This is a genomic window from Microbacterium sp. NPDC056057, assembly GCF_042266945.1.
In the GTDB taxonomy this organism is placed as follows: Bacteria; Actinomycetota; Actinomycetes; order Actinomycetales; family Microbacteriaceae; genus Microbacterium; species Microbacterium trichothecenolyticum_C.
In genome coordinates, this window is record NZ_JBHJWS010000004.1 from 340,157 (window position 1) to 362,464 (window position 22,308).

Consider the following 22,308-nt stretch of genomic DNA (forward strand, 5'->3'; position numbering starts at 1 on the left):
CTCGTCGGGTGACTTCCGGCCCCTCGTCCTTCTACATCACGACGCCGATCTACTATCCGAGCGACGTGCCCCACATCGGCCACGGCTACACCACCGTGGCGGTCGACACCCTCGCGCGCTGGCACCGCCAGGCGGGCGACGACACCTGGATGCTGACGGGCACCGACGAGCACGGCCAGAAGATGATGCGCGCCGCGTCGGCGAACAACGTGACGCCCCAGGAGTGGGTCGACAAGCTCGTCACCGAGGCGTGGTTCCCGCTGCTGAAGACGCTCGACGTCGCCAACGACGACTTCATCCGCACGACGCAGCAGCGCCACGAAGAGCGCGTGCAGCAGTTCGTGCAGGCGATCTACGACCGCGGCTACATCTACGCCGGCGAGTACGAGGCGCTGTACTGCGTGGGTTGCGAGGAGTTCAAGCCCGAGTCCGAGATCGTCGACGGCACCGGCGCCTTCGAGGGCCTCAAGGTCTGCGCCATCCACTCGAAGCCCCTCGAGCTGCTGCAGGAGAAGAACTACTTCTTCAAGCTCAGCGAGTTCCAGGACAAGCTGCTCGAGCTCTACTCGACGGTTCCCGACTTCGTGCGCCCCGAGTCGGCGCGCAACGAGGTCGTGTCGTTCGTCAAGAACGGCCTCAAGGACCTGTCGATCTCGCGCTCCGCGTTCGACTGGGGCATTCCGCTCCCGTGGGACGAGTCGCACGTCATCTACGTGTGGGTCGACGCGCTCCTCAATTACGCCACCGCGATCGGCTACGGCGAGGACCCCGAGGAGTTCGCCCGCCGCTGGCCGGCGTACCACATCGTCGGCAAGGACATCCTGCGCTTCCACGCCGTCATCTGGCCGGCGATGCTGATGGCCGCAGGACTCGAGGTGCCGCGCGGCGTCTTCGCGCACGGCTGGCTGCTCGTCGGCGGCGAGAAGATGTCGAAATCGAAGCTCACCGGCATCGCGCCCACCGAGATCACCGACGTCTTCGGCTCGGACGCCTACCGGTTCTACTTCCTGTCGGCGATCGCGTTCGGCCAGGACGGCTCGTTCTCGTGGGAGGACCTCTCCGCCCGCTACCAGGCCGAGCTCGCGAACGGCTTCGGCAACCTCGCCTCGCGCACGACCGCGATGATCGAGCGCTACTACGAGGGCGTCGTGCCCCCGGCAGGCGCGTACACCGACGCCGACCTGCACATCCAGAAGACGGTGGCGGATGCTGCTGCCCACGCCGACGCCGCGATCGAGCGCTTCCGCATCGATGAGGCGATCCACGCGATCTGGACGATCGTCGACGCGCTCAACCTGTACATCACCGAGAACGAGCCGTGGGCGCTCGCCAAGGACGACGCCCAGCGCGGGCGTCTCGGCACGGTGCTCTACACCGCGGCGGAAGGGCTGCGGGCCCTGGCCGTCCTGCTGTCGCCGGTGATGCCCGTCTCGACCGAGAAGCTCTGGATCGCGCTCGGCGCTGCCGAGTCGATCGGGCGACTCGAGGACCAGCCGATCCGCGAGGCGGGCACGTGGGGCGTGCTGAAGCCGGGCTCGAGCGTCAACGGCCTCGCGCCGCTGTTCCCGCGCGTCGAGCAGTCGGTCTGATGGCGACACCCCCGGTTCCGTACTCCGAGGCGGGCTCCGACCCGTCGCAGTACGTGCGCACCCGCGAGAAGGGGTCGCGCGACGTCACGTACCCGGCGGCGCCCGCGCCGCTCGCGGTGCCGGTGTACGACAACCACGCGCACCTCGAGATCGAGGACGGGGTCGGCCTGTCGCTCGATGAGCAGCTCGAGCGCGCGAGCGAGGTCGGCGTGGTCGGCGTCGTGCAGGCCGGGGGCGACATCGACTCGAGCCGCTGGTCGGCGTGGGCGGCAGCATCCCACCCCCGCGTGCTCGCGGCGGTCGCCATCCACCCCAACGAAGCGCCCGCGTACCAGGCCGCCGGGCGTCTGGACGAGGCGATCGCGGTGATCGACGAGCTCGCCGCGCAGCCGCGCGTGCGGGCGATCGGCGAGACGGGTCTCGACTTCTTCCGCACCGACGAGGACGGCCGGCCCGCGCAGTTCGAGAGCTTCGAGGCACACATCGCGCTGGCCAAGAAGCACGGCATCGCGATGCAGATCCACGACCGCGACGCGCACGACGCCGTGCTCGAGACGCTCGAGCGTGTCGGGGCCCCCGAGCGCACGGTGTTCCACTGCTTCTCGGGCGACGCCGGCATGGCGCGCATCGCAGGCGAGCGCGGCTACTGGCTGTCGTTCGCCGGCAACGTGACCTTCAACAACGCGCAGAACCTCCGCGACGCGCTCGCGGTGATCCCGCGCGAGCGGATCCTGGTCGAGACGGATGCCCCGTTCCTGACGCCGACCCCGCATCGCGGCCGCCCGAACGCGCCGTACCTGATCCCGGTGACGGTGCGCTACATGGCCGCCGAGCTCGGCGTCGACGTCGACGAGCTGTGCGCGCAGATCGCGGCGAACACGCTCGAGGTCTACGGGGCGTTCGAGGACTGAGGTCCGGGAGGCTGCGGTGGACGACGAGCTGTGGGACCTGACGGATGCTGCAGGCACACCCATCGGGCGGACGCACCGCCGAGGCGACCCGACGTTCCCCGAGGGGCTCTTCCACATCGTCGCGTCGGTGTGCGTCGTGCGCGGCGACGGGCTCGTGCTGCTGACGCGGCGCGCCGCGGGCAAGGACTGGAGTCTGACGTGGGAGTTCCCCGCAGGCAGCGCCCTGACGGGTGAGACGAGCGCGCAGGCGGCGGTGCGCGAGCTGCACGAGGAGACCGGCGTTCTCGTCGGCACCTCGGACCTCGGGCTCGTCGGCCGGCTTACCGAGCGGACCGCGCTGTTCGACGTGTACATCGCACGCGTGGACGGGGACCCGGTGCTCGCGCTCGACCCCGCCGAGGTGTGCGAGAGCGCGTGGGTGCCCTTCGCCGAGGCGCTGCGGCGTGCAGCGGCGGGCGAGATGGCGGGCCCGTGGACCCCGCGGCTCGAGCAGCTCGGCGAAAGCCTGGGCGCACTCGTCCGGGCGTAACGCCCCGCCCTGAGCCGCAGCATCCCTCCGTCCGTCCTGCCGAGGCAGGGGATCCCCGCCGAGACCGGGGGCGCCGTCCCCGGTCTCGGCGGGGATCCCTTGTCTCGACGGATCGCGCACGGGGGTGCGACCGGCGCCGCGCGGAGGCGACGGTCAGTCGATCAGCGGCATCCCGCCGGCGCCGGGCTCGTCCTCGCCGGCGACCTCTTCTGCGTCGTCCGTGTCGAGCACCGGCTTCGCGGCCGCGATGTGCGAGATCGAGCGCCATACCAGCAGCAGCGTGATGAGCGAGCCGCCGAAGGCGAACCACCAGGGCGCGGTGAGCCCCCACACCTGGGCGAGGATGCCGCCGATGAACTGCCCGATCACGAGGCCGCCGAAGACGCCGACCATGTTCACCGAGGCGATGCGGCCCTGCAGCTCCATCGGCACGAGGCGCTGGCGGACGGTCGTCGAGATGGTGCCCCACACGAACGCGTAGAGGCCGAAGCCGAACATGATGACGAAGGCCACCGCCGGCGATGTGGTGAGGGCGAACGACAGGTGCATGAGCACCTCGAGCGACAGGCACACGCGCATGAGCGTCGAGAACGACACGTGCTTCTCGAGCCAGCCGAAGCTGAAGACCGCGATGATGCCGCCGAGCGCGGCCGCGGTCGTGAGGGCGCCGTAGCCGACGGGACCCATTCCCAGGTGCTCCGTGGCGTAGAGCACGAGCACGCCCCAGGGCGCGGCCCATGTGACGTTGAACACCAGGATGATGATGACGAGCGTGCGCACCGGTGCGTTGTGGCGCAGCCACTGCAGCCCTTCGCGGATGGCGTGCGCCTTCGTGCCGCGGCCGGAGTCCGGATGCTCGGGCACCGGCGTGCGCGCGATCCGGGAGATGAGCAGCACCGCCAGCGCCACGCACAGCACCTGCAGCACGAACGGCCAGAACGAGCCCACCGCGAAGAGGAAGGCGCCGAGCGGAGGCCCGGCGAGCTGGTTCGCGACGAGGTAGCCGGCCTGCATGCGGGCGTTGCCGATGCCGAGGTCGGCCGGCTTCACCAGCATCGGCAGCAGCGTGCTGCCGGCCGAGTCGGCGAAGACCTCGGCCGTGCCGTAGAGGAACGCCACCGCCAGCACCAGCCACACGGTGGCCTGCCCGCTGACGAGGAACGCCACGAGCACGGCCACGACCACCGCGCGCAGGCCGTTCGCGAGCATCACGAGGCGGCGGCGGTCGTGGTGGTCGGCGACGGCGCCCGCGAGGAGGCCGAAGAGGAGCCACGGCAGGAACTGCATCATGGCGCCCGCGGCGACGAGCACGGGCGACGACGTGAGCGAGGCGATCAGCAGCGGCGCCGCCGCGAGCGCGATGCCGTCGCCGAGATTGCTCGTCCACGACGACGCCAGCAGCCACCGGAAGTCGGTCCCGAGGCGCCGTGGTGCGATCATTTCCCCGAGCGAAGGCATCCCGCCATCCTATGAGGGGCGGCGGACGGGCCCGACCTCACGGGGAGGTGGGAGCGGCACCTCCGCCGCGTCCGGGGCGGACGAACAGCGTCTCCGTCTGCTCGATGTCCATGCCCTTGGTCTCGGGCACGCGCCACGCGACGTAGATGAACGACAGCGCCGCGAACAGCGCGTACATGCCGTACGTGAGCGGCAGCGACCACGACGACATCGCGGGGAACGAGATCGTGATGAGGAAGTTGGCGATCCACTGCGCACCGGCGGCGACGCCCAGCGCCTTGCCGCGGATGCGGCTCGGGAAGATCTCGCCGAGGAGCACCCACACCAGCGGTCCCCACGAGGCGCCGAAGCCGACGACGAACACGTTCGCGGCGACGAGCGCGATGGGGCCCCACGGGGCGGGCAGCACGACCGCGCCCGAGGCATCCGTGGTGGAGAACAGGAACGAGACGGCCATGAGCCCGAGTGACAGCGTCATCATGACGGAACCGGTGAGCAGGATGGGCTTTCGCCCGACCCGGTCGACCAGGAAGATCGCGATCAGCGTGACGAGCACATTCGTGATGGACGTCACCACGCTGATCGTGAACGAGTCGCTCTCGTCGAAGCCGACCGACTGCCACAGACTCGTCGAGTAGTAGAAGATCACGTTGATGCCGACGAACTGCTGGAACACCGACAGGATGATGCCGACCCAGACGATTCGCTGAAGGCCGAGCACCGGACCGCGGATCGAGACGCCGGAGTTCTTGCGGTCGGTCTCGATCGCCGTCTGCAGCTCGCGGATCGTCTGGTCGAGGTCGGCCGGCGGCATCAGGCGCGCGAAGATCGCGCGGGCCTCGTCGGTCCGGCCCTTGGACAGCAGGTACCGGGGCGACTCGGGCACCGTGAACGACAGGATGCCGTAGACCGCGGACGGGATGACCCCGACGAGGAACATCCACCGCCAGGCCTCCAGCCCGAACCACAGCACGCTGTCGGCGCCACCCGCGGCATTCGCCAGCAGCGCGTCCGACAGGAGCGCTGCGAAGATGCCGATCGTGATCGCCAGCTGCTGCAGCGACGCGAGTCCGCCGCGGACCTGGCGGGGTGCGATCTCGGCGATGTAGGCCGGGGCGACGACCGAGGCGATGCCGATGCCCAGACCGCCGATCACGCGCCAGAAGGCGAGGTCCCAGGCCGAGAACGCGAGGCCCGCGCCGATCGAGCTCGCGAAGAACATGACGGCGCCGATGAACATCACCCGGAGGCGCCCCCAGCGGTCCGACAGGTTGCCGGCGATGATGGCACCGACCGCGCAGCCGAGCAGCGCGATCGCGACGACGAACCCCGTGATGACGTCGTTGAGCCCGAAGTCCTTCGAGATCGAGTCGACGGCGCCGTTGATGACCGAGGAGTCGAAGCCGAAGAGGAACCCGCCGACGGCCGCCGCGACCGACAGGCCGATCGCTCGTCGCCCGTAGGGACTGCGGAGGGAGAACGCGTCTGCGGGGATCGATCCGGTCGAGTTCATGCTGGTCACGCTAGCGTTCGGGTCGCCACCGCGGCAGAGGGCACGCGGGCAACCGTACTGCCACCCCGTACAGTGAACGCATGCCCGTGACACTCCTCGGTGCGGCCGAGATCCGCGCGTTGGCCGCCGAACTCGATGTGACGCCGACCAAGAAACTCGGGCAGAACTTCGTCGTCGACGCCAACACCGTCCGCAAGATCGTGCACGTCGCCGAGGTCGAGCCCGGCGACCGCGTCGTGGAGGTCGGGCCCGGTCTCGGGTCGCTGACCCTCGCGATCCTCGAGGCCGGGGCATCCGTCACGGCCGTCGAGATCGACCACCGCCTGGCCGAGCGGCTGCCCGCCACCGCGGCCGCGCACGGCGTGGCCGACGGCGCGCTCACGGTCGTCGACGCCGATGCCCTTCGCGTGACCGAGCTGCCCGGCGACCCGACCGTGCTCGTCGCCAACCTGCCGTACAACGTCAGCGTGCCGGTGCTGCTGCACTTCCTCGAGCACTTCCCGGCGCTCGAGCGCGGCGTCGTCATGGTCCAGGCCGAGGTGGGGGAGCGGCTCGCCGCCCCGCCGGGGTCGAAGGTGTACGGGGCGCCCAGCGTCAAGGCGGCCTGGTACGGGCCGTGGCGTCTTGCCGGCACGGTGTCGCGCCAGGTCTTCTGGCCCGTGCCGAACGTCGACAGCGTGCTCGTCGGCTTCCATCGCGCGGCCGAGCCGCGCGGCGACGAGGAGCTGCGCAAACAGACCTTCGCGATCGTGGATGCCGCGTTCCAGCAGCGGCGGAAGATGCTCCGGCAGGCGACGGCCGGCGTGCTCGGCGGCACGGCGGCGGCAGCATCCGCGATCCTGGAGAGCGCGGGAGTCGCCCCGACCGCCCGTGGCGAGGACCTCTCGATCGAGGACTACGTGCGCATCGCGCAGGCGGCAGGGAGCGCCGCGAAGAGCTGAAATTCAGCGGATCTTCACCGTGCCGTCGGGCTTCGTACGAAACATGGCTGTAACATTCCAGCGTCCGCCGTCCCGGTTACACGGCACCTCGCCTCGCGGCGGACCGGAGTGACCCGACATGCGCACCGCCGAGTACCCGGCCCCTGAACGCATCCTGCTGCACCTGAGCGACACGCACCTGCGCGCCCCCGCGACGCCGCGGCTGTTCGATTCCGTCGATGGCGCCGCCCACCTCGCCGCGACGATCGGCGTGATCGAGTCGAGCGGTATCCGTCCTGACGCGATCGTCGTCACCGGCGACCTCGCGGACCTCGGCGAACCCGGCGCGTACGCCGCGCTGCGCGCGCTCGTCGAGCCGTTCGCGGAGCGCATCGGCGCACGCGTGCTGTGGGTGATGGGCAACCACGACGAGCGCGGGGCGTTCCGCGCGGGCCTCTACGACGAGGCATCCGATGCGCGGCCCGTCGATCGGGTCGACGAGCTCGACGGGCTCCGCGTGATCACGCTCGACACGAGCGTGCCCGGCCACCATCACGGCGAGCTGCGTGATGAGCAGCTCGCATGGCTCGCCGACCAGCTCGCGACGCCGGCGCCCCTCGGCACGATCCTCGCGATGCACCACCCGCCCGTGCCGAGCGTGCTGCCGCTCGCCGCGAGCGTCGAGCTGCACGATCAGCGCCGGCTCGCAGCCGTGCTGCGCGGCACGGACGTGCGGGCGATCATCGCCGGGCACCTGCACTACTCGACGTTCGCGACCTTCGCCGGCATCCCCGTGTCGGTGGCATCGTCGACCTGCTACGCGCAGGACCTCACGGTCCCGGTCGGCGGCACGCGACCTCAGGACGGCGCGCAGGCGTTCAACCTCGTGCACGTGTACGACGACACCGTGGTGCATTCGGTGGTTCCGGTGGATGCGCCGAACGTCCTCGAGCACATCGATGCGGACGAGGCAGGCCGCCGGCTGCGGGAAGCGGGAGTCGCGCCTCTCACCGTCGCGCGGAAGGATGCGCCGACCGAGCCGATTCCTCTGCTGCGCTGAGCTCTGCTCGCTCCCAGGGCGCCCGCACCGGGAACATGCGCTCCAACGCGTCACGGAGGCTTCGTACGCGTACGTCCTCGGGGACCTCGGCGTCGCCCCCGTCGTTGAGGCAGAACATGTCGACATCGGTGCGCGCGGCCAGACGTCCCATCCGGCGAAGGCCCGACGCCATCGTGGTCTGCGCGTACCGCACGCGCGGCTCGCGGGTGGCGACCGCACGCCCGGTCATCAGCGCGTAGTAGTGGTAGAGGCTGTTGGTCACCGAGATGTCGGTGGCGGAGCGGAAGCGGGAGGCGGCCGTCCGCGCGAAGTCCTCCGGGAACGCGCTCTCGAGCTCGGCCATCACGCTCTTGCGCAGCGGCGTCGCGCAGTGGTCGAGGTCGCGCACGATCGTGCGTCCGAACCGGCCGCGCAGGAGCTCCCGATTGACGCGGAGGCCGTTGTCGTGGCCGCTGCGGTGAGGTGCGGGCGCCCCCGCGCCGATCCTCACCTCGCACTCGACGAACTTCGTGATGCCTCCGGGAGTGAAGAACAGCTCGGGTTCGACGAGCCGGCCGAAGAACATGTCGTCGTTCGAATACAGGAAGTGCTCGGCGAGTCCCGGGATCCGGTGCAGCTGGGCCTCGACGGCATGAGAGTTGTGGGTGGGCAGCACCGACGGGTCGGCGAAGAACTCTTCGCTGCGCACGATCGTGACCTTCGGGTGCTCCACCAGCCACGCCGGTGTCGGCGAGTCGGTCGCGATGAAGATCCGCCGCACCCACGGCGCGTACATGTGCACGCTGCGCAGCGCGTACCGCAGCTCGTCGACGTGGCGGTAGCGGGCGGGGCCGTCGTCGCCGTCTCCGACGACGTACTCAGCCATCTGCGCGGCGCGGAGGCGCTGGAACTGGCTCGACGAGCCGTCGACCCACGAGAAGACGAGGTCGACCTCCTCGGTGAACTCGTGCGGCTGTGGCGAGAACATCCCCGCCGGGGTGCGCCAGGTGCGGCCGTAGCGCTCGACGGCGGTGTACGTGAGGTCGCCGGCGGCCGTGAGCCGGCGGGTGAGGGCGTTGTCGTGCGGTGCCTCCACGATGTCATCCGCGATGCGCCAGAACTCGACGTGGGCTCCGAGCGCCGCCGTGTAGCGGAGCGTGCCCGTGCGGCTGATCCGAGGGCGATAGACGCGCACGGCCGACGGCGTCGACGCGAAAGGCGGTGCGTCGGACGCGAGCACCGGGGGGCGCCCCTTCGCCTTGAGGTACACCGGCTCGGTCGCGCACAGGGCGGCGAGTGCGGTCAGCGCGGCCTCGCGGTCGGCGAGGTCGACGGCGAGGGCGGGGATCGCCCGATCGTGGCGGATCAGCGTCACGGCGACGTGGGCAGCTTCGAGCGCCGCCGCCACGAGCAGCACATCGGCGGTCTGCGCCTCGACCGGGGTGATGTCGTCATGGACAATGTGCAGGATGCCGCGATCGACGGCGATGTCCGCGCGCTCCAGCAGCCCCGTCCACGTGTGGGCGGGTTGGGGCAGAGCCGAGAGTGCGGCCATGTTTCCTCCTTCGCGGGCAGCGGGGTGTCGCCGCCCGGTGTGGTCACCTTAGGCATGATCCGTTACGGAGACGTTTCCGCCCGCGTCCCTTGACACACCGGCACGCGGTGTGCGTAGATGCCCGCCCACCGCGCGAGACGCCCACCTGCACACCGGACGACGCGCCGCTAGCCTGGACCGGTGACCGAAGACGCGCGCTACCTGTCCCGTGGAGGAGACCTCCACCGCCCCTACACCGCCGACGCCGCCCGTTACACCGGCGCGGACTACCGCCGGGTCGGCACCTCCGGGCTCACCCTGCCGCCCGTGTCGCTCGGACTCTGGTGGAACTTCGGCGACAACATCCCGTTCGACAACCAGCGGGCGCTGCTGCGCCACGCGTTCGACCGCGGCATCACCCACTTCGACCTGGCGAACAACTACGGCCCGCCCTACGGCACCGCCGAGACGAACTTCGGGCGCATGATGCGCGAGGACTTCGCGCCGTACCGCGACGAGCTCATCATCTCGTCCAAGGCCGGCTACGACATGTGGCACGGCCCCTACGGCAACGGCGGCTCGCGCAAGTACCTCATCTCCAGCGCCGAGCAGTCGCTGAAGCGCATGAGCATCGACTACGTCGACATCTTCTACTCGCACCGCGTCGATCCCGATGTCCCCGTCGAGGAGACGGTGGGCGCGCTCGACACGCTGGTGCGCCAGGGCAAGGCCCTGTACGTCGGCATCTCGTCCTACAGTGCCGAGCGCACGGCGGTCGCGGCATCCGTCGCCCGCTCGCTCGGCACCCCGCTCGTCATCCACCAGCCGGCGTACTCGATCCTGAACCGGTGGGTCGAGGACGGCCTCACCGGGGTGCTCACGCAGGAGGGGATGGGCGCGATCGCGTTCACCCCGCTCGCGCAGGGACTGCTCACGGACAAGTACCTCGGCGACGGCTCGGCCGAGCGCGCGCAGCAGCGCGGGTCGCTGCCGAACGGCTCGCTGAGCGAGAAGGGCCTGTCGACGCTGCGGTCGCTCGACGTCATCGCGAAGGAGCGCGGGCAGACGCTCGCGCAGATGTCGATCCAGTGGGTGCTGCGCGACCCGGTCGTCGCTTCCGCGCTCATCGGCGCCTCGCGCCCGGAGCAGCTCGACGAGAACCTCAAGGCGCTCGAGGGGCCGGCCTTCACGGTCGAGGAGCAGGAGCGCATCGACGCCCTGTCGGACGGCATCGACGTGGATCTCTGGGCGGAATCGGCGAACCGGTGAGTCAGGCTCTCGCCGCGGACGGCGTCCGGGTGCGGGCGCCGGGCAAGCTCAACCTCTTCTTCGAGGTCGGCGGCGTGCACGACGACGGGTACCACGACGTCGCGTCGGCGTACCAGGCGGTGTCGCTGTACGAGGACGTGTGGGCATCGCCCTCCGACGAGTTCACGGTGTCGATCTCGGGCACCGTGGATGTGACCGGCGTCCCCGCCGACGACCGCAACCTGGCCGTCCGCGCCGCACGGCTGGTCGCGCAGCGCATCGGCCACGCGGGCGGCGTGCACCTCGACATCGTGAAGCACGTGCCGGTCGCCGGCGGCATGGGCGGAGGATCGGCGGATGCTGCGGCCGCCCTCGTCGCGTGCGATGCGCTGTGGGGGGCCGAGCTCGGCACCGCCGAGCTGCACAAGCTGGCCGCACGCCTCGGCGCCGACGTGCCCTTCGCCCTGATGGGCGGGACAGCGGTCGGCACCGGGCGCGGCGACCAGCTGAGCCCGGCGCTCGCGAAGGGCCGCTTCGACTGGGTGGTGGTGCCGTCCGACGCCGGGCTCTCCACCCCCGAGGTCTACGCGCACCTCGACGAGCTGCGTGCGCGGCCCGACATCAACACGGGCGCCCGGGTGCCCGCGGTCGCGCCCGGCGTGCTCCACGCGCTGCGGGCCGCGGACCCCATCGCGCTCGCCGAGCACACGCGCAACGACCTGCAGATCGCTGCGCTGTCGCTGCGCCCCGAGCTGCGCGAGGTGCTCGAGCTCGGCGAGGAGTCCGGCGCTCTGGCCGGAATGGTGTCGGGGTCGGGCCCTACGCTGGCCTTCCTGACCGTCGACCCCGAGTCGGCGCTCGAACTGCAGATCACCTTGTCGGCCGCAGGCTACGAGGCGCTCCACGTGCACGGGCCGGTCGCCGGCGCGCGCGTGGTCACCTGAGCCGGCCCCTCGACCGGCCGCACACCCACCTGAGCCCGCACGGGCGCGGAGAGGAAGAAGCAATGAGCACGTCCGTTTCGACATACGGCCGCATCGGCGAGACCGAACGCGCCGCCTTCCGCGCGGGCCCGGTCGACGAGGAGTCGGCCGGCCGGCTCGCCGCGAACGCACTGGACTACCGGCGCATCGCCGTCGACAGCGACGAATACGTCGGCTGGCTGCAGTCCGTCTCCCGCGGCTTCCAGGACGGGGAGCGCACGGCGGAGCAGATCGCCGCGTCGCGAGAGCGCAGCGGCTATCGCCGGCTCACCGGCGTGTACGACCCGGAGTCGCCGATGGACGCCCCCGTCGCGACCATCGCATCGTGGCTCGGCGAGCTCACGGTGCCCGGCGAGGCGATGATCCCCTCGTGCGCGATCTCCGCCGTCACGGTCGCCCCGACGCACCGGCGCAAGGGAGTGGCCCGCGCGATGCTCGAGGGTGAGCTGCGGGCGGCCCAGGCGGCCGGCATCCCGATGGCGATGCTCACGGTGAGCGAGTCGCCGCTGTACGGGCGGTACGGGTTCGCGCCGGCCGCGGCCGGCGCCTCCTGGAGGATCGAGACGAAGCGCGCCGGCTGGATCGGCCCGCAGCCCGCCGGGCGGATCGACTTCATCAGCCGCGAGCGTGTGCGCGAACTGATGCCGGCCCTGCACGAGCGGGTGCGGCACCGCCACCCGGGCGAGATCGAAGTGCCCGGCAGCCACTGGGACGGGTTCGCCGGAACCAACCCCGCCGCCGAGAAGACCGCCGAGAAGCGCGCGGTGCAGTACTCCGACGCCGCGGGCGACGTGCGCGGGGTCGCGGTGTACGCGGTCCGCGAGAACCACGACGACTTCACGAAGGCGACCGTCTCGGTCCACTACCTGCTGGCCGAGACCGACGACGCGTACGCGGCGCTGTGGCGGTTCCTGCTCGAGCTCGACCTCGTGGCCGAGGTGCACGCGGGGGAGCTGTCGGTCGATGAGCCGCTGCTGTGGATGATCGCCGACCAGCGCGCGGCGAAGGTCAGCGTGCGCGACCACCAGTACGTGCGGATCATCGACGTCGTCGCCGCGCTCGAGACCCGTCGCTACGGCGGCCCCGGCACGCTGGTGCTCGATGTCTCGGACTCGCTCGGCATCGCCGCCGGCCGCTACCTGCTCGAGGCCGACGAGCGCGGCGCCGCCCGCGTGCGGAGCCTGGGCGACGGCGAATCGGTCGATGCGCCGAGGGTGGCCCTCGGCGTCGCCGAACTGTCCGCCACGTACCTCGGTGGGGTCTCTATCGCGACCCTTGCCGCGGCGGGACGCGTCACGATCGCGGATGCCTCGGCCGAGGCATCCGCGGAGGCGCTCGCCCTGGCGACGCGTGTGCTCGGCTGGCACACGGCGCCGCGTCTGAGCATCTGGTACTGAGCGATCCGGCGCCGGAGGGGAGAGAACCGGACGAAACACGGCGATCGAGTGCTTTAGGCTAGCCTTACCTGTCTGTTTCCGAGGGGTTCCCCATGCCTTCACGCCTCCCGTCTTCCGCGCGCCTGCGCCACTTCCTCGTCGTACCGGTGGTGGTCGCGGGCCTCGCCCTGGCCGGCTGCGCCGGCGGAGCCGCGGGCGATGACGCGGCCGATCCGGACGCCCTCGTCGTGTACAACGCACAGCACGAGCAGCTCACCGAGGAGTGGGCCGACGCGTTCACCGCCGAGACCGGCATCGAGGTCGTGCTCCGCAACGGCGACGACAGCGAGCTGGCCAACCAGCTCGTGCAGGAGGGGAAGGCCTCCAAAGCCGACGTGTTCCTCACCGAGAACTCCCCGGCGATGTCGCTCGTCGAGGACGCGGACCTCTTCGCACCGGTAGACGAGTCCACCCTGGCGCTCGTTCCCGAGCAGTTCCGTCCGGGGTCCGGCATCTGGACGGGGATCGCGGCCCGCTCGACCGTACTCGTCTACAACCCCGAGCTGATCTCGGAGAGCGAGCTCCCGGCATCCCTTCTCGACCTCGCCGACCCGCAGTGGAAGGGCAAGTGGGGCGCCGCTCCCGCGAAAGCCGACTTCCAGGCCATCGTGTCGGCAGTCCTCGCCACCCAGGGTGAGGACGGCGCGCGCGACTGGCTGAACGGCATGGCCGAGAACGCGGTCGACTACCGCAACAACATCGTCACGATGAAGGCGGTCAACGCCGGCGAGGTGCCGATGGGCATCATCTACCACTACTACTGGTTCCGCGATCAGGACGCCGCCGCCGAAGACAGCGGCAACACGAAGCTGCACTACTTCGGCAACCAGGATCCGGGTGCCTTCGTCAGCATCTCGGGCGGTGGGGTGCTGAAGAACGCTCCCCACGCCGACGAGGCGCAGCAGTTCCTCGCGTTCATCGCGGGCGAGCAGGGGCAGAAGATCCTCGGCGAGGGCTACAGCTTCGAGTATCCCGTCGCCTCCGACGTCGCGGCAAAGCCCGAGCTGCCCCCGCTCGCCGAGCTCGACGCACCCGTGATCGACCCGTCCACGCTCAACGGGCCCGCGGTCATCGAGCTCATGACGGAAGCCGGACTCCTCTGACCCAGCTCGAGACGCGAACACCCGCGCGCGGCACGACCGAGAGGCGTCCGCCCGCCGGGCTGGTCGTCGTCGTCGCGGTGCTGGCCCTCGGCGCGCTGATCCCGATCGGCTACGTCGTCCAGGCGGCGTTCGCGATGGGGTGGGATCAGCTGTCGGCCCTCGTCTTCCGGCCGAAGGTCGCCGAGCTGCTCGTCAACACGGTGCTGCTCGTGGTGATCGGCGTACCTGCGACCGTCGTCCTCGGCGTGGGCGGCGCCTGGCTCGTCGAACGCACGACGCTGCCGGGCCGCGGGGTCTTCAAGGTCGCCCTGGCCGCTCCGCTGGCGATCCCCGCGTTCGTCGCGAGCTACGGCTGGGCGAGCGCCATCCCGTCGATGAACGGGCTGTGGGCAGCGGTGCTGGTCGCGACGCTGGCCTACTTCCCGCTCGTGTACCTGCCCGCCCTCGCGGCGATCCGGGGTCTGGACCCTGCACTCGAGGAATCGGCGCGCTCGCTCGGCATGGGCTCGTGGGCCGTGTTCTTCCGCGTCGTCGCGCCGCAGCTGCGCCTCGCGGTGCTCGGCGGCGCCCTCGTGGTCGCCCTTCACCTGCTGGCCGAGTACGGCGCGTTCGCGTTCCTGCGCTTCGACACGTTCACCACGGCCATCGTCGTCGCGTACGAGAGCATGTTCGCTGGCCCCAATGCGGCCGCGCTCGGGCTGGTGCTCGCGCTCCTGTGCCTGATCCTCCTCGGCGCCGAGTCGGCCGCCCGCGGCCGCGCCCATTACGCCCGTGTCGGCGGTGGCTCTCCCCACCCCGCGGAGACCCTGGGGCTCGGCCGGCTGACGGTGCCGGCGCTCGCCGCGATGGCGGCGGTGCTCGCGGGCGCTCTCGTGGTGCCGCTGACGAGCGTCGTCCGATGGCTCATGAGAGCGGATGCCGCGGCCTTCGGCGACGTCGGCATCGCGGCGCTCCAGACGCTCGGCCTCGCGCTCGCGGGTGCCCTGTGCACCATTGCCGTCGCCCTGCCGTTCGCGTGGCTGGCCGTGCGCTACCCGGGACGGCTGTCACGGCTGCTCGAGGGCGCCGCCTATCTCGCCAGCAGCCTCCCGGCGATCATCGTGGCGCTCTCGTTCGTGGCGGTGACGCTCGCCTTCGCGCCGTCGCTGTACCAGACGGCGTTCACCGTGGTCGCAGCCTACGTCGTGATCTTCCTGCCGCGAGCGCTCGTGCCGCTGCGCGCCGGACTCTCGCAGGTGCCGGAGTCGCTCGAGGAGGCCGCGCGCGCCCTGGCGGTGCCTCCTGCCGCCGCCCGGCTGCGGGTCACCGTGCCGCTCCTGCTCCCGGCGATCGGCGCGGGCGCCGCCCTCGTGGCGCTCGGCGCGGCCAACGAGCTCACCGCGACCCTGCTGCTCGCCCCGACGGGCACGAGCACGGTGGCCACGAGCTTCTGGTCGGCGGCATCCGCCCTCGACTACCCGACCGCCGCACCCTACGCGGTGCTGCTGGTGCTCCTGTCGGTGCCTGCGGTCGCCCTCATGTTCACGCACGCGACGGGGAGGACCCTCAGATGACTCTTCGGCTGGAGGGCGTGTCGAAGGCGTACGGCGGCACCGAGGTGCTGCGCGACGTCTCGCTCGACGTTCCCCGCGGCACCCGCCTCGCACTCGTCGGCGCCTCGGGAAGCGGCAAGACCACACTGCTGCGCCTGGTCGCGGGATTCGTCGACCCCGACGCCGGCGTGATCAGCCTCGGCGATCGCGAGCTGTCGGGGCACGGAAGGACTGTGCCCACGCACCGGCGCGGCATCGGCTACGTCGCGCAGGACGGCGCGCTGTTCCCGCACCTGTCGGTGGCCCGCAACATCGCCTTCGGGCTTCCACGCGGACCCGGCCGCGCAGCGCGGGTGCGCGAGCTGCTCGAGCTCGCGTCCCTGCACCCGGACCTCGCCGCGCGGATGCCGCACGAGCTGTCCGGCGGTCAGCAGCAGCGTGTGGCGCTGGCGCGCGCCCTCGCCCAGAATCCCGGGGTGATCCTGCTCGACGAGCCCTTCAGCGCGCTCGACACGGGCCTGCGCTCGGCGACGCGCGACGCCGTGGTCGACGTCCTGGAGCGCAGCGGGGTCACGGCGGTGCTGGTGACCCACGATCAGCACGAGGCCCTGTCGTTCGGGCACCAGGTGGGTGTTCTCGTCGGCGGCAGCCTCGTGCAGTCCGGCGACCCGATGGCCGTGTACGACGCACCGATCGACGCGAGCGTGGCGCTGTTCCTCGGCGATGCACTGGTGGTTCCCGCGCGCTCCGACGCAGACGGTGTCGAGTGCGGGTTCGGCCGGCTGGCCGTGCGGCACGATCTGTCGGGCGGAGCTTCGCGCGTTCGGGCGATGGTGCGGCCCGCACAGCTGCGCGTCGCCGCGGCGGCGCACGGGGCGGCCGCCACGCTGGCCCCGGTGGCCAACGGCACCGTCGTCGCGGTGCGTCCGGCCGGGTCGACCGCCGACCTGCGGCTGCGCGTCGGCACCGGGGAGTTCGAGGCCGAGCTGATGTACCGCGTGCCGCAGCACCGCGCAGCCGCGTTCGCGCCGGGCACGGCCGTGCGCGTGATCGTCGAAGGCGGCGTCGTGCTCTACGCCGCCGCGGGTGAGACCAGCGCGACGGGCAGCGTCATCACGCGCGGCGCAGCCGCCGGCTGAGCGGCGCCGTTGCGCGGCGCAGCCACGCCCACCCGGCCGCAGCGCCGGCGCCGCCGCTGACGTACAGCCGGTACGCGATCACGCCGACGACGAACGACAGCAGGGTGCCGAGCCATGGTGCGCTCTGCTCGAACGGCGGGTACACCTGCCAGTGCGTGAGGTACACGAACAGGGATGCTCCGGCTACGGTGACGACGAGCGGCACCGCGAGGCGGGGGAGCGGGATGGCCCTCACCCAGACGAGTGCGAGGATCCCGCCCGCCACGATCGCCTCGCGCCACGGCTCGCCGAAGAACCCGAACGTCGCCGCGACGGCGACCGCGGAGACGAGGATCCGCCGGGCGGTCGTGTCCGCTCGCGCCACGAGCCATCCGAGGGCCACCAACCACAGGACCACCGGTGCGGCGTACCGTTCCACGTGCTCGGCGGTGGGCCCGGCGATCGCGAAGCGGGCGACGAGCGCGACCGCGAGCGCCACCAGAGCGAACCCGAACGGCGCCCGGCGCTCGAGCCGATCGACACGGCGCACCGCGAGGAGCGCCGCCGCGCCTGCGAACGACCAGAGCATCGCCTCGAGGAACCAGAACTGCCATTGCTCGTTCCACCGGCCGTCGCCGGGGACGAAGTTGTTCACGAGCGCCGCGGTCGTCGGCGCGTACTGGCCGGTGACGAGTGTCACCGCCCCGATCCACAGCACCGCGGGGACCGCGAGCTGGACGGCGCTGCGACCGAGGCGCCGCAGGCGCGCGGTGCCCGCGACGGGCGCCAGCTGGAACCTCGCGAGGTTGTAGCCGGCGACGGCGAGGAGGAGGTGCGCGCCGCCCTTGAGGGCGAAGAGATCGGCGTGGGTCGCGACGATGAGGAAGATCGCCGCCGCCCTCAGCACCACGGGCGTCTCGAGGCGCGTCCATGAAAGCCCGCGACGCCAGGGCCGCAGGGCCGACGCCGCCGCAGCACCCGCGGGTGCGGCATCCGGTTCCGTGCTCGCGACGGGGGACGGCGGGGGTGGAGCGGATGCCGCCAGTTCGCGCGGAGTGCGCGTCGGCCAGTCCCGGGGGAGCGTGCCGACCATGTCCTCGAGTCGCAGCGAGAGCTCGACGTAGCTCAGGGAGTCGCCGCCGAGCCCCGCGAACGTGTCGTCGATGCCCGCGTCGGGCTCACCGAGAAGCGTCGCGTACAGGTCGCGCACGGTCTCGGCCGTGACGACGGCCTGAGCTGTCGGTCGCACGGGGGCCGTGCTGTGGTCGTGCGCGGCGGCGAAGCGCACCAGGGCTGCGTAGTCGCGCTTGCCGTTCGAGGTCCGCGGGAACTCGGTCACCGCGTAGGCGCCGATCACCCGCGCCGGCACGCCGGTGAGGGCCGCGGCGCGCTCGCGCGCACGAGCGACCGCGCGCTCGGAGGTCGCGAACAGCAGCAGCCGTTCGTCGGCGCTCGCCGCGCGCACCTCGATCCCCTCTTCGGCGAGCAGGCGCTCGACGTGGTCGAGGTCGAGACGCAGGCCGAACACCTTCACGAAGCGGTTCATGCGGCCGACGATCTCGTACAGCCCGTCGGTGCGCAGCCGCGCCACGTCGCCGGTGCGCAGCTCCGTCACGGTGGGCCCGAGCAGGAAGTCTTCGGGCCCGTGGGCGTACCCCATCATGACGTTCGGGCCCTCGTACACGAGCTCGCCGGACTCGGCGCCGTCGACGGCATCGATGCGGAAAGCGCCGCCGGGGATGGGGCGGCCGATGGCGCCGGCGTGCGTCATCGCGAGGTCGGGCGGGAGGTACGCCATGCGAGCAGTGGCCTCGGTCTGCCCGTACATCACGAAGAGCTCGAACCCGCGCTCGCGGCCGAGGTGCGCGAACCGCCGCACGGCGTCGGGGGTCATCCGGCCGCCCGCCTGGGTGAGGTAGCGCAGCGACGGCAGGTCACCGCCGTCGAAGCCCCGCGCCTCGAGCATCTCGAACGTGTACGGGACGCCGGCGAACGAGGTGACGGCGTGGGCGCGCGCCCGCGTCCAGAACTCCTCGTCGGCGACGGAGCGCTCGGTGAGCAGCAGGCTCGCCCCGGTCAGCAGGTGGCTGTTGACCACCGACAGCCCGTAGCAGTACTGCAGGGGAAGCGTGGTCGCGGCTCGATCGGCCGGGGTCACCTGGAGATACTCGGCGATGGCGGCGGCGTTGCTGCGGACGTTCTCGGCCGACAGCCGCACGAGCTTCGGCGAGCCGGTGGAGCCCGACGTGCTCGAGAGGACGGCGAGATCGGGGTGGAACTCGTGGTGGCTGCCCGCACGCCGCTCGTCGAGCGTCCCACCCGAGGCTCCGTCGTGGGCGATGACGTCGGGGTCGAACCGGGCGATCAGCGACGCGCGGTGGGCGCGTGAGGCCTCGTCCTCGTCGCCCGACACCAGGAGCACCGGGTGTCCGCCTTCGAGCGCGGCGAGGTAGGTCACGATCGGCTCGACTGCGTTGCTCGCGGCGATCATCACGAGCCGGCGCACGTCGCCGAGTTCGTCCCGGCGCCGCGTCACCCGATCGCGCAGTTCCGCGTAGTCGAGCCGCGTGCCGTCGGCGATCAGCGCAGTGTGGTCGGGGTCCCCTCCGAGGAGGGACAGGCCGAGGGCGGGCGCGATCGCGGTCATAGAGCTGGGGGCTTTCTCCTGACGCGCCGGTGTGGGGAGAGCTGCCGGCGCACGTGCAAGGCATGCCTAGCCTAACCTGTCCGGTTCCTCGAGCTCGAAGTGTGACGCCAGGTGTGGTGGCGGGTCGCCTAGCCTGGAGGGGACATGGCACATCTTCTGGGGGCCGAGGCCCTGCACCTGGAGTTCCCGACCAAGGTCGTCTTCGACCGGGTGTCGCTCGGCATCGACGAGGGCGACCGCATCGGCGTCGTCGGCCGCAACGGCGACGGGAAGTCGAGTCTGCTGGCGATGCTCGCCGGGCGGCTCGAGCCCGACGGCGGCCGCGTCACGGTGCGCGGCGGCGTGCGCGTCGGCGTGCTCGACCAGGCGGACACCCTCGACGACGCCCTCACGATCCGGGAGGCCGTCGTCGGCGAGCGCCCCGATCACGAGTGGGCCGGCGACGCGCGCACGCGCGACGTCATCGCGGGCCTCCTCGGCGACCTGCCGTGGGACGGTCCGGTCGCGGGGCTCTCCGGAGGTCAGCGTCGACGCGTGTCGCTCGCGGCCCTGCTCGTGGGCGACGACGACGTCATCTTCCTCGACGAGCCCACGAACCACCTCGACGTCGAGGCGATCGCGTGGCTCGCCGAGCACATCAAGCGCCGCTGGCCGGCGAACCAGGGCGGACTCCTGGTCGTGACGCACGACCGCTGGTTCCTCGACGAGGTGTGCAACACCACGTGGGAGGTGCACGACCGCATCGTGGAGCCGTTCGAGGGCGGCTACGCGGCGTACATCCTGCAGCGCGTCGAGCGCGACCGCCAGGCGGCCGTGATCGAGCAGCGCCGCCAGAACCTCGCCCGCAAGGAGCTCGCATGGCTGCGCCGCGGCGCGCCGGCGCGAACCTCCAAGCCGAAGTTCCGTATCGATGCCGCCAACGTGCTCATCGCCGACGTGCCCGAGATCCGGGACGCGACCGAGCTGCGCTCGCTCGCCGTCTCACGGCTCGGCAAGGACGTCGTCGACCTCCTGGACGCGGCAGTCTCCTACGACGGCCGTGAGGTGCTGCACCCGGTCGAGTGGCGTATCGCCCCGGGCGAGCGCACCGGCATCCTCGGCGTCAACGGCGCCGGCAAGTCGACGCTGCTCGGCCTCGTCTCGGGCGACGTGGAGCCCACCGCCGGCCGCGTGAAGCGCGGCAAGACCGTGAAGGTCGCGACCCTCACGCAGCGCCTCGACGAGCTCGAGGAGCACCTCGGCGACCCGGTGCGCGTCGTCATCTCGCGCCTGCGCACCACGTACACCTTCGGCAGCGGCTCGAAGGCGCAGGAGCTCACGCCCGGCCAGCTGCTCGAGAGCATGGGATTCCAGAGCGCCCAGCTCTCCACTCCCGTCAAGGACCTGTCCGGTGGCCAGAAGCGCCGCCTGCAGCTGCTGCTGATCCTCCTCGAGCAGCCGAACGTGCTCATCCTCGACGAGCCCACCAACGACCTCGACACCGACATGCTCGCCGCCATCGAGGACCTCCTCGACTCGTGGCCGGGCACGCTCCTGGTCGTCTCGCACGACCGGTACTTCATCGAGCGCGTGACCGACCAGCAGTTCGCGATCCTCGGCGGCCACCTGCGCCACCTCCCCGGTGGCGTCGACGAATACCTGCGCCTGCGCGAGCGTGAGCGCACTGCGGGGCCGGCAGCCTCGAAGGCGCCGGATGCTGCACCCGCGGCATCCGTGTCATCCACCACGCCGTCGCTGTCGGGGCAGGAGCTGCGCGCCGCACAGAAGGAGGTCGCGTCGCTGGAGCGCCGCCTCGAGAAGCTCGAGACGCAGATCGCCGCCGCGAAGACGGCGCTCGCCGACCACGACCAGTCGGATTACGTCGGGCTCGGCGCCGAGATGGCCCGCATCGGCGAGCTCGAGAAGGAGCGCGACGGCGTCGAGGAGCGCTGGTTCGAGCTCACCGAGCAGCTCGGCTGATCCGGGGTCAGTCCGCGGCGTCGAACCCCAGGCTGAGCTTGCGCAGCAAGGCGGCGAGCCGGTCGCGGTCGCCCCGTGACAGCGCGTCGAGCAGGAGCGCCTCGGCGTCGACGAGACGCGTGATCGCGGCATCCACCCGGATCTTGCCCTCGTCGGTGAGGGTGACCAGGATGCTGCGGCCGTCGTCGGGATCTGATTCGCGGCGCACCAACCGGCGGCCGACGAGGCGGTCGATGCGGTTGGTCATCGTGCCGCTGGAGACGAGCGTCTGCTGCAGCAGCTGCTTCGGGCTGAGCTGGAACGGCTCGCCCGCACGGCGCAGCGCCGAGAGCACGTCCCACTCCCACGGCTCGAGCTCGCTGCGCTTGAACGCGTCGCGGCGCGCGCGGTCGAGATGACGTGACAGCCGGTCCACGCGCGACAGCACACCGAGGGGTGAGAAGTCGAGGTCGGGGCGCTGCGTGGTCCAGGCCTCGACGATGCGGTCCACCTCGTCGCTCTGCGCCGTCATGCCCCCATTATCCCGACCCGGCCCCCACGCCCCGACGCGGCGTTCACATCGTGTGCTCTGGCCGAGGCGACACGATGCGCACGCGAACAACGTGTCGCCTCGGCCAGAGCACATGATCGGCACGCGAGGCGGCCTCCGCGGACGGGCGCGCACAAGGCATCTGGCAGACTTGACGGGCGGCGCCCGGCACCCGGGAGCGCCGCGGTCCGCCGTGGTGTAATGGCAGCACGACAGCCTTTGGAGCTGTGAGGTCTAGGTTCGAGTCCTGGCGGCGGAGC

The 22,308-nt window shown here is 71.5% G+C and carries 17 protein-coding genes and 1 tRNA gene; 13 read left to right on the top strand and 5 right to left on the bottom strand.

Annotated features, from left to right (window positions below; translation table 11 throughout):
- Positions 1-8 precede the first annotated feature (8 nt).
- Genes metG through ACFC1K_RS17925 form a run of 3 tightly spaced genes read left to right on the top strand, consistent with a single transcriptional unit; the run spans position 9 to position 3,029 of the window.
- Positions 9-1,589, top strand: a complete 1,581-nt coding sequence (metG, locus tag ACFC1K_RS17915; RefSeq protein WP_375872645.1) for a methionine--tRNA ligase — start codon at positions 9-11, stop codon at positions 1,587-1,589.
- Entirely contained in the window at positions 1,589-2,500 is a 912-nt protein-coding gene (locus ACFC1K_RS17920) for a TatD family hydrolase (protein ID WP_375872646.1), read from the top strand. Before metG ends, ACFC1K_RS17920 begins: the two co-directional genes overlap by 1 nt.
- Positions 2,501-2,516: 16 nt before the next feature.
- Complete coding sequence (locus ACFC1K_RS17925) at positions 2,517-3,029, top strand: NUDIX domain-containing protein (protein WP_375872647.1); 513 nt, start codon at positions 2,517-2,519, stop codon at positions 3,027-3,029.
- 153 nt (positions 3,030-3,182) lie between these two features.
- Here the strand turns inward: ACFC1K_RS17925 and ACFC1K_RS17930 are convergent, their stop codons facing one another.
- Both ACFC1K_RS17930 and ACFC1K_RS17935 read right to left on the bottom strand, forming a co-directional pair.
- Positions 3,183-4,487 carry an MFS transporter gene (locus tag ACFC1K_RS17930; protein WP_375872648.1) on the bottom strand — a complete coding sequence of 435 codons (1,305 nt, stop codon included), beginning with the start codon at positions 4,485-4,487 and terminating at the stop codon, positions 3,183-3,185.
- 37 nt (positions 4,488-4,524) lie between these two features.
- Entirely contained in the window at positions 4,525-6,000 is a 1,476-nt protein-coding gene (locus ACFC1K_RS17935) for a sugar porter family MFS transporter (protein WP_375872649.1), read from the bottom strand.
- Positions 6,001-6,080: 80 nt separating this feature from the next.
- Here ACFC1K_RS17935 and rsmA point away from each other — a divergent pair, with 80 nt between their 5' ends.
- Both rsmA and ACFC1K_RS17945 read left to right on the top strand, forming a co-directional pair.
- Entirely contained in the window at positions 6,081-6,941 is an 861-nt protein-coding gene (gene rsmA / locus ACFC1K_RS17940; protein WP_375872650.1) for a 16S rRNA (adenine(1518)-N(6)/adenine(1519)-N(6))-dimethyltransferase RsmA, read from the top strand.
- Between the two features lie 118 nt (positions 6,942-7,059).
- Entirely contained in the window at positions 7,060-7,980 is a 921-nt protein-coding gene (locus tag ACFC1K_RS17945) for a phosphodiesterase (RefSeq protein WP_375872651.1), read from the top strand.
- Here the strand turns inward: ACFC1K_RS17945 and ACFC1K_RS17950 are convergent.
- A complete protein-coding gene (locus ACFC1K_RS17950) occupies positions 7,928-9,514 on the bottom strand; it encodes a stealth conserved region 3 domain-containing protein (protein WP_375872652.1) in 1,587 nt (528 codons plus the stop codon). The genes ACFC1K_RS17945 and ACFC1K_RS17950 overlap by 53 nt on opposite strands.
- A 180-nt stretch (positions 9,515-9,694) precedes the next feature.
- Here ACFC1K_RS17950 and ACFC1K_RS17955 point away from each other — a divergent pair, with 180 nt between their 5' ends.
- The 6 genes from ACFC1K_RS17955 (at position 9,695) to ACFC1K_RS17980 (ending at position 16,934) form a co-directional block, all read left to right on the top strand.
- A complete protein-coding gene (locus ACFC1K_RS17955; protein WP_375872653.1) occupies positions 9,695-10,762 on the top strand; it encodes an aldo/keto reductase in 1,068 nt (355 codons plus the stop codon).
- Complete coding sequence (locus ACFC1K_RS17960; protein ID WP_310292071.1) at positions 10,759-11,685, top strand: 4-(cytidine 5'-diphospho)-2-C-methyl-D-erythritol kinase; 927 nt, start codon at positions 10,759-10,761, stop codon at positions 11,683-11,685. Before ACFC1K_RS17955 ends, ACFC1K_RS17960 begins: the two co-directional genes overlap by 4 nt.
- Before the next feature lie 62 nt (positions 11,686-11,747).
- A complete protein-coding gene (locus tag ACFC1K_RS17965) occupies positions 11,748-13,121 on the top strand; it encodes a GNAT family N-acetyltransferase (RefSeq protein WP_375872654.1) in 1,374 nt (457 codons plus the stop codon).
- 92 nt (positions 13,122-13,213) lie between these two features.
- Positions 13,214-14,263, top strand: a complete 1,050-nt coding sequence (locus ACFC1K_RS17970) for an iron ABC transporter substrate-binding protein (RefSeq protein WP_375872655.1) — start codon at positions 13,214-13,216, stop codon at positions 14,261-14,263.
- 77 nt (positions 14,264-14,340) lie between these two features.
- Positions 14,341-15,816, top strand: a complete 1,476-nt coding sequence (locus ACFC1K_RS17975; protein WP_375872656.1) for an ABC transporter permease — start codon at positions 14,341-14,343, stop codon at positions 15,814-15,816.
- The gene (locus ACFC1K_RS17980) at positions 15,813-16,934 is read left to right on the top strand and encodes an ABC transporter ATP-binding protein (RefSeq protein ID WP_375872657.1); all 1,122 of its coding nucleotides are present in this window, start codon (positions 15,813-15,815) and stop codon (positions 16,932-16,934) included. The genes ACFC1K_RS17975 and ACFC1K_RS17980 overlap by 4 nt, the downstream gene beginning before the upstream one ends.
- On the opposite strand, the gene ACFC1K_RS17985 is transcribed toward ACFC1K_RS17980, so the two are convergent.
- Complete coding sequence (locus ACFC1K_RS17985) at positions 16,909-19,560, bottom strand: AMP-binding protein (protein ID WP_375872658.1); 2,652 nt, start codon at positions 19,558-19,560, stop codon at positions 16,909-16,911. The two genes, ACFC1K_RS17980 and ACFC1K_RS17985, sit on opposite strands and share 26 nt — an antisense overlap.
- A 144-nt stretch (positions 19,561-19,704) precedes the next feature.
- Between ACFC1K_RS17985 and ACFC1K_RS17990 the strand changes: the two genes are divergently transcribed.
- Positions 19,705-21,519: an ABC-F family ATP-binding cassette domain-containing protein gene (locus ACFC1K_RS17990; RefSeq protein ID WP_375872659.1), complete on the top strand. Its 1,815-nt coding sequence runs from the start codon at positions 19,705-19,707 to the stop codon at positions 21,517-21,519.
- Positions 21,520-21,526: 7 nt separating this feature from the next.
- On the opposite strand, the gene ACFC1K_RS17995 is transcribed toward ACFC1K_RS17990, so the two are convergent.
- Positions 21,527-22,030 carry a MarR family winged helix-turn-helix transcriptional regulator gene (locus ACFC1K_RS17995; protein ID WP_045299837.1) on the bottom strand — a complete coding sequence of 168 codons (504 nt, stop codon included), beginning with the start codon at positions 22,028-22,030 and terminating at the stop codon, positions 21,527-21,529.
- Positions 22,031-22,235: 205 nt separating this feature from the next.
- On the opposite strand from ACFC1K_RS17995, the gene ACFC1K_RS18000 reads away from it, so the two are divergent.
- A tRNA-Gln gene (locus ACFC1K_RS18000) sits at positions 22,236-22,307 on the top strand.
- The last annotated feature ends 1 nt before the right edge of the window (position 22,308 follow it).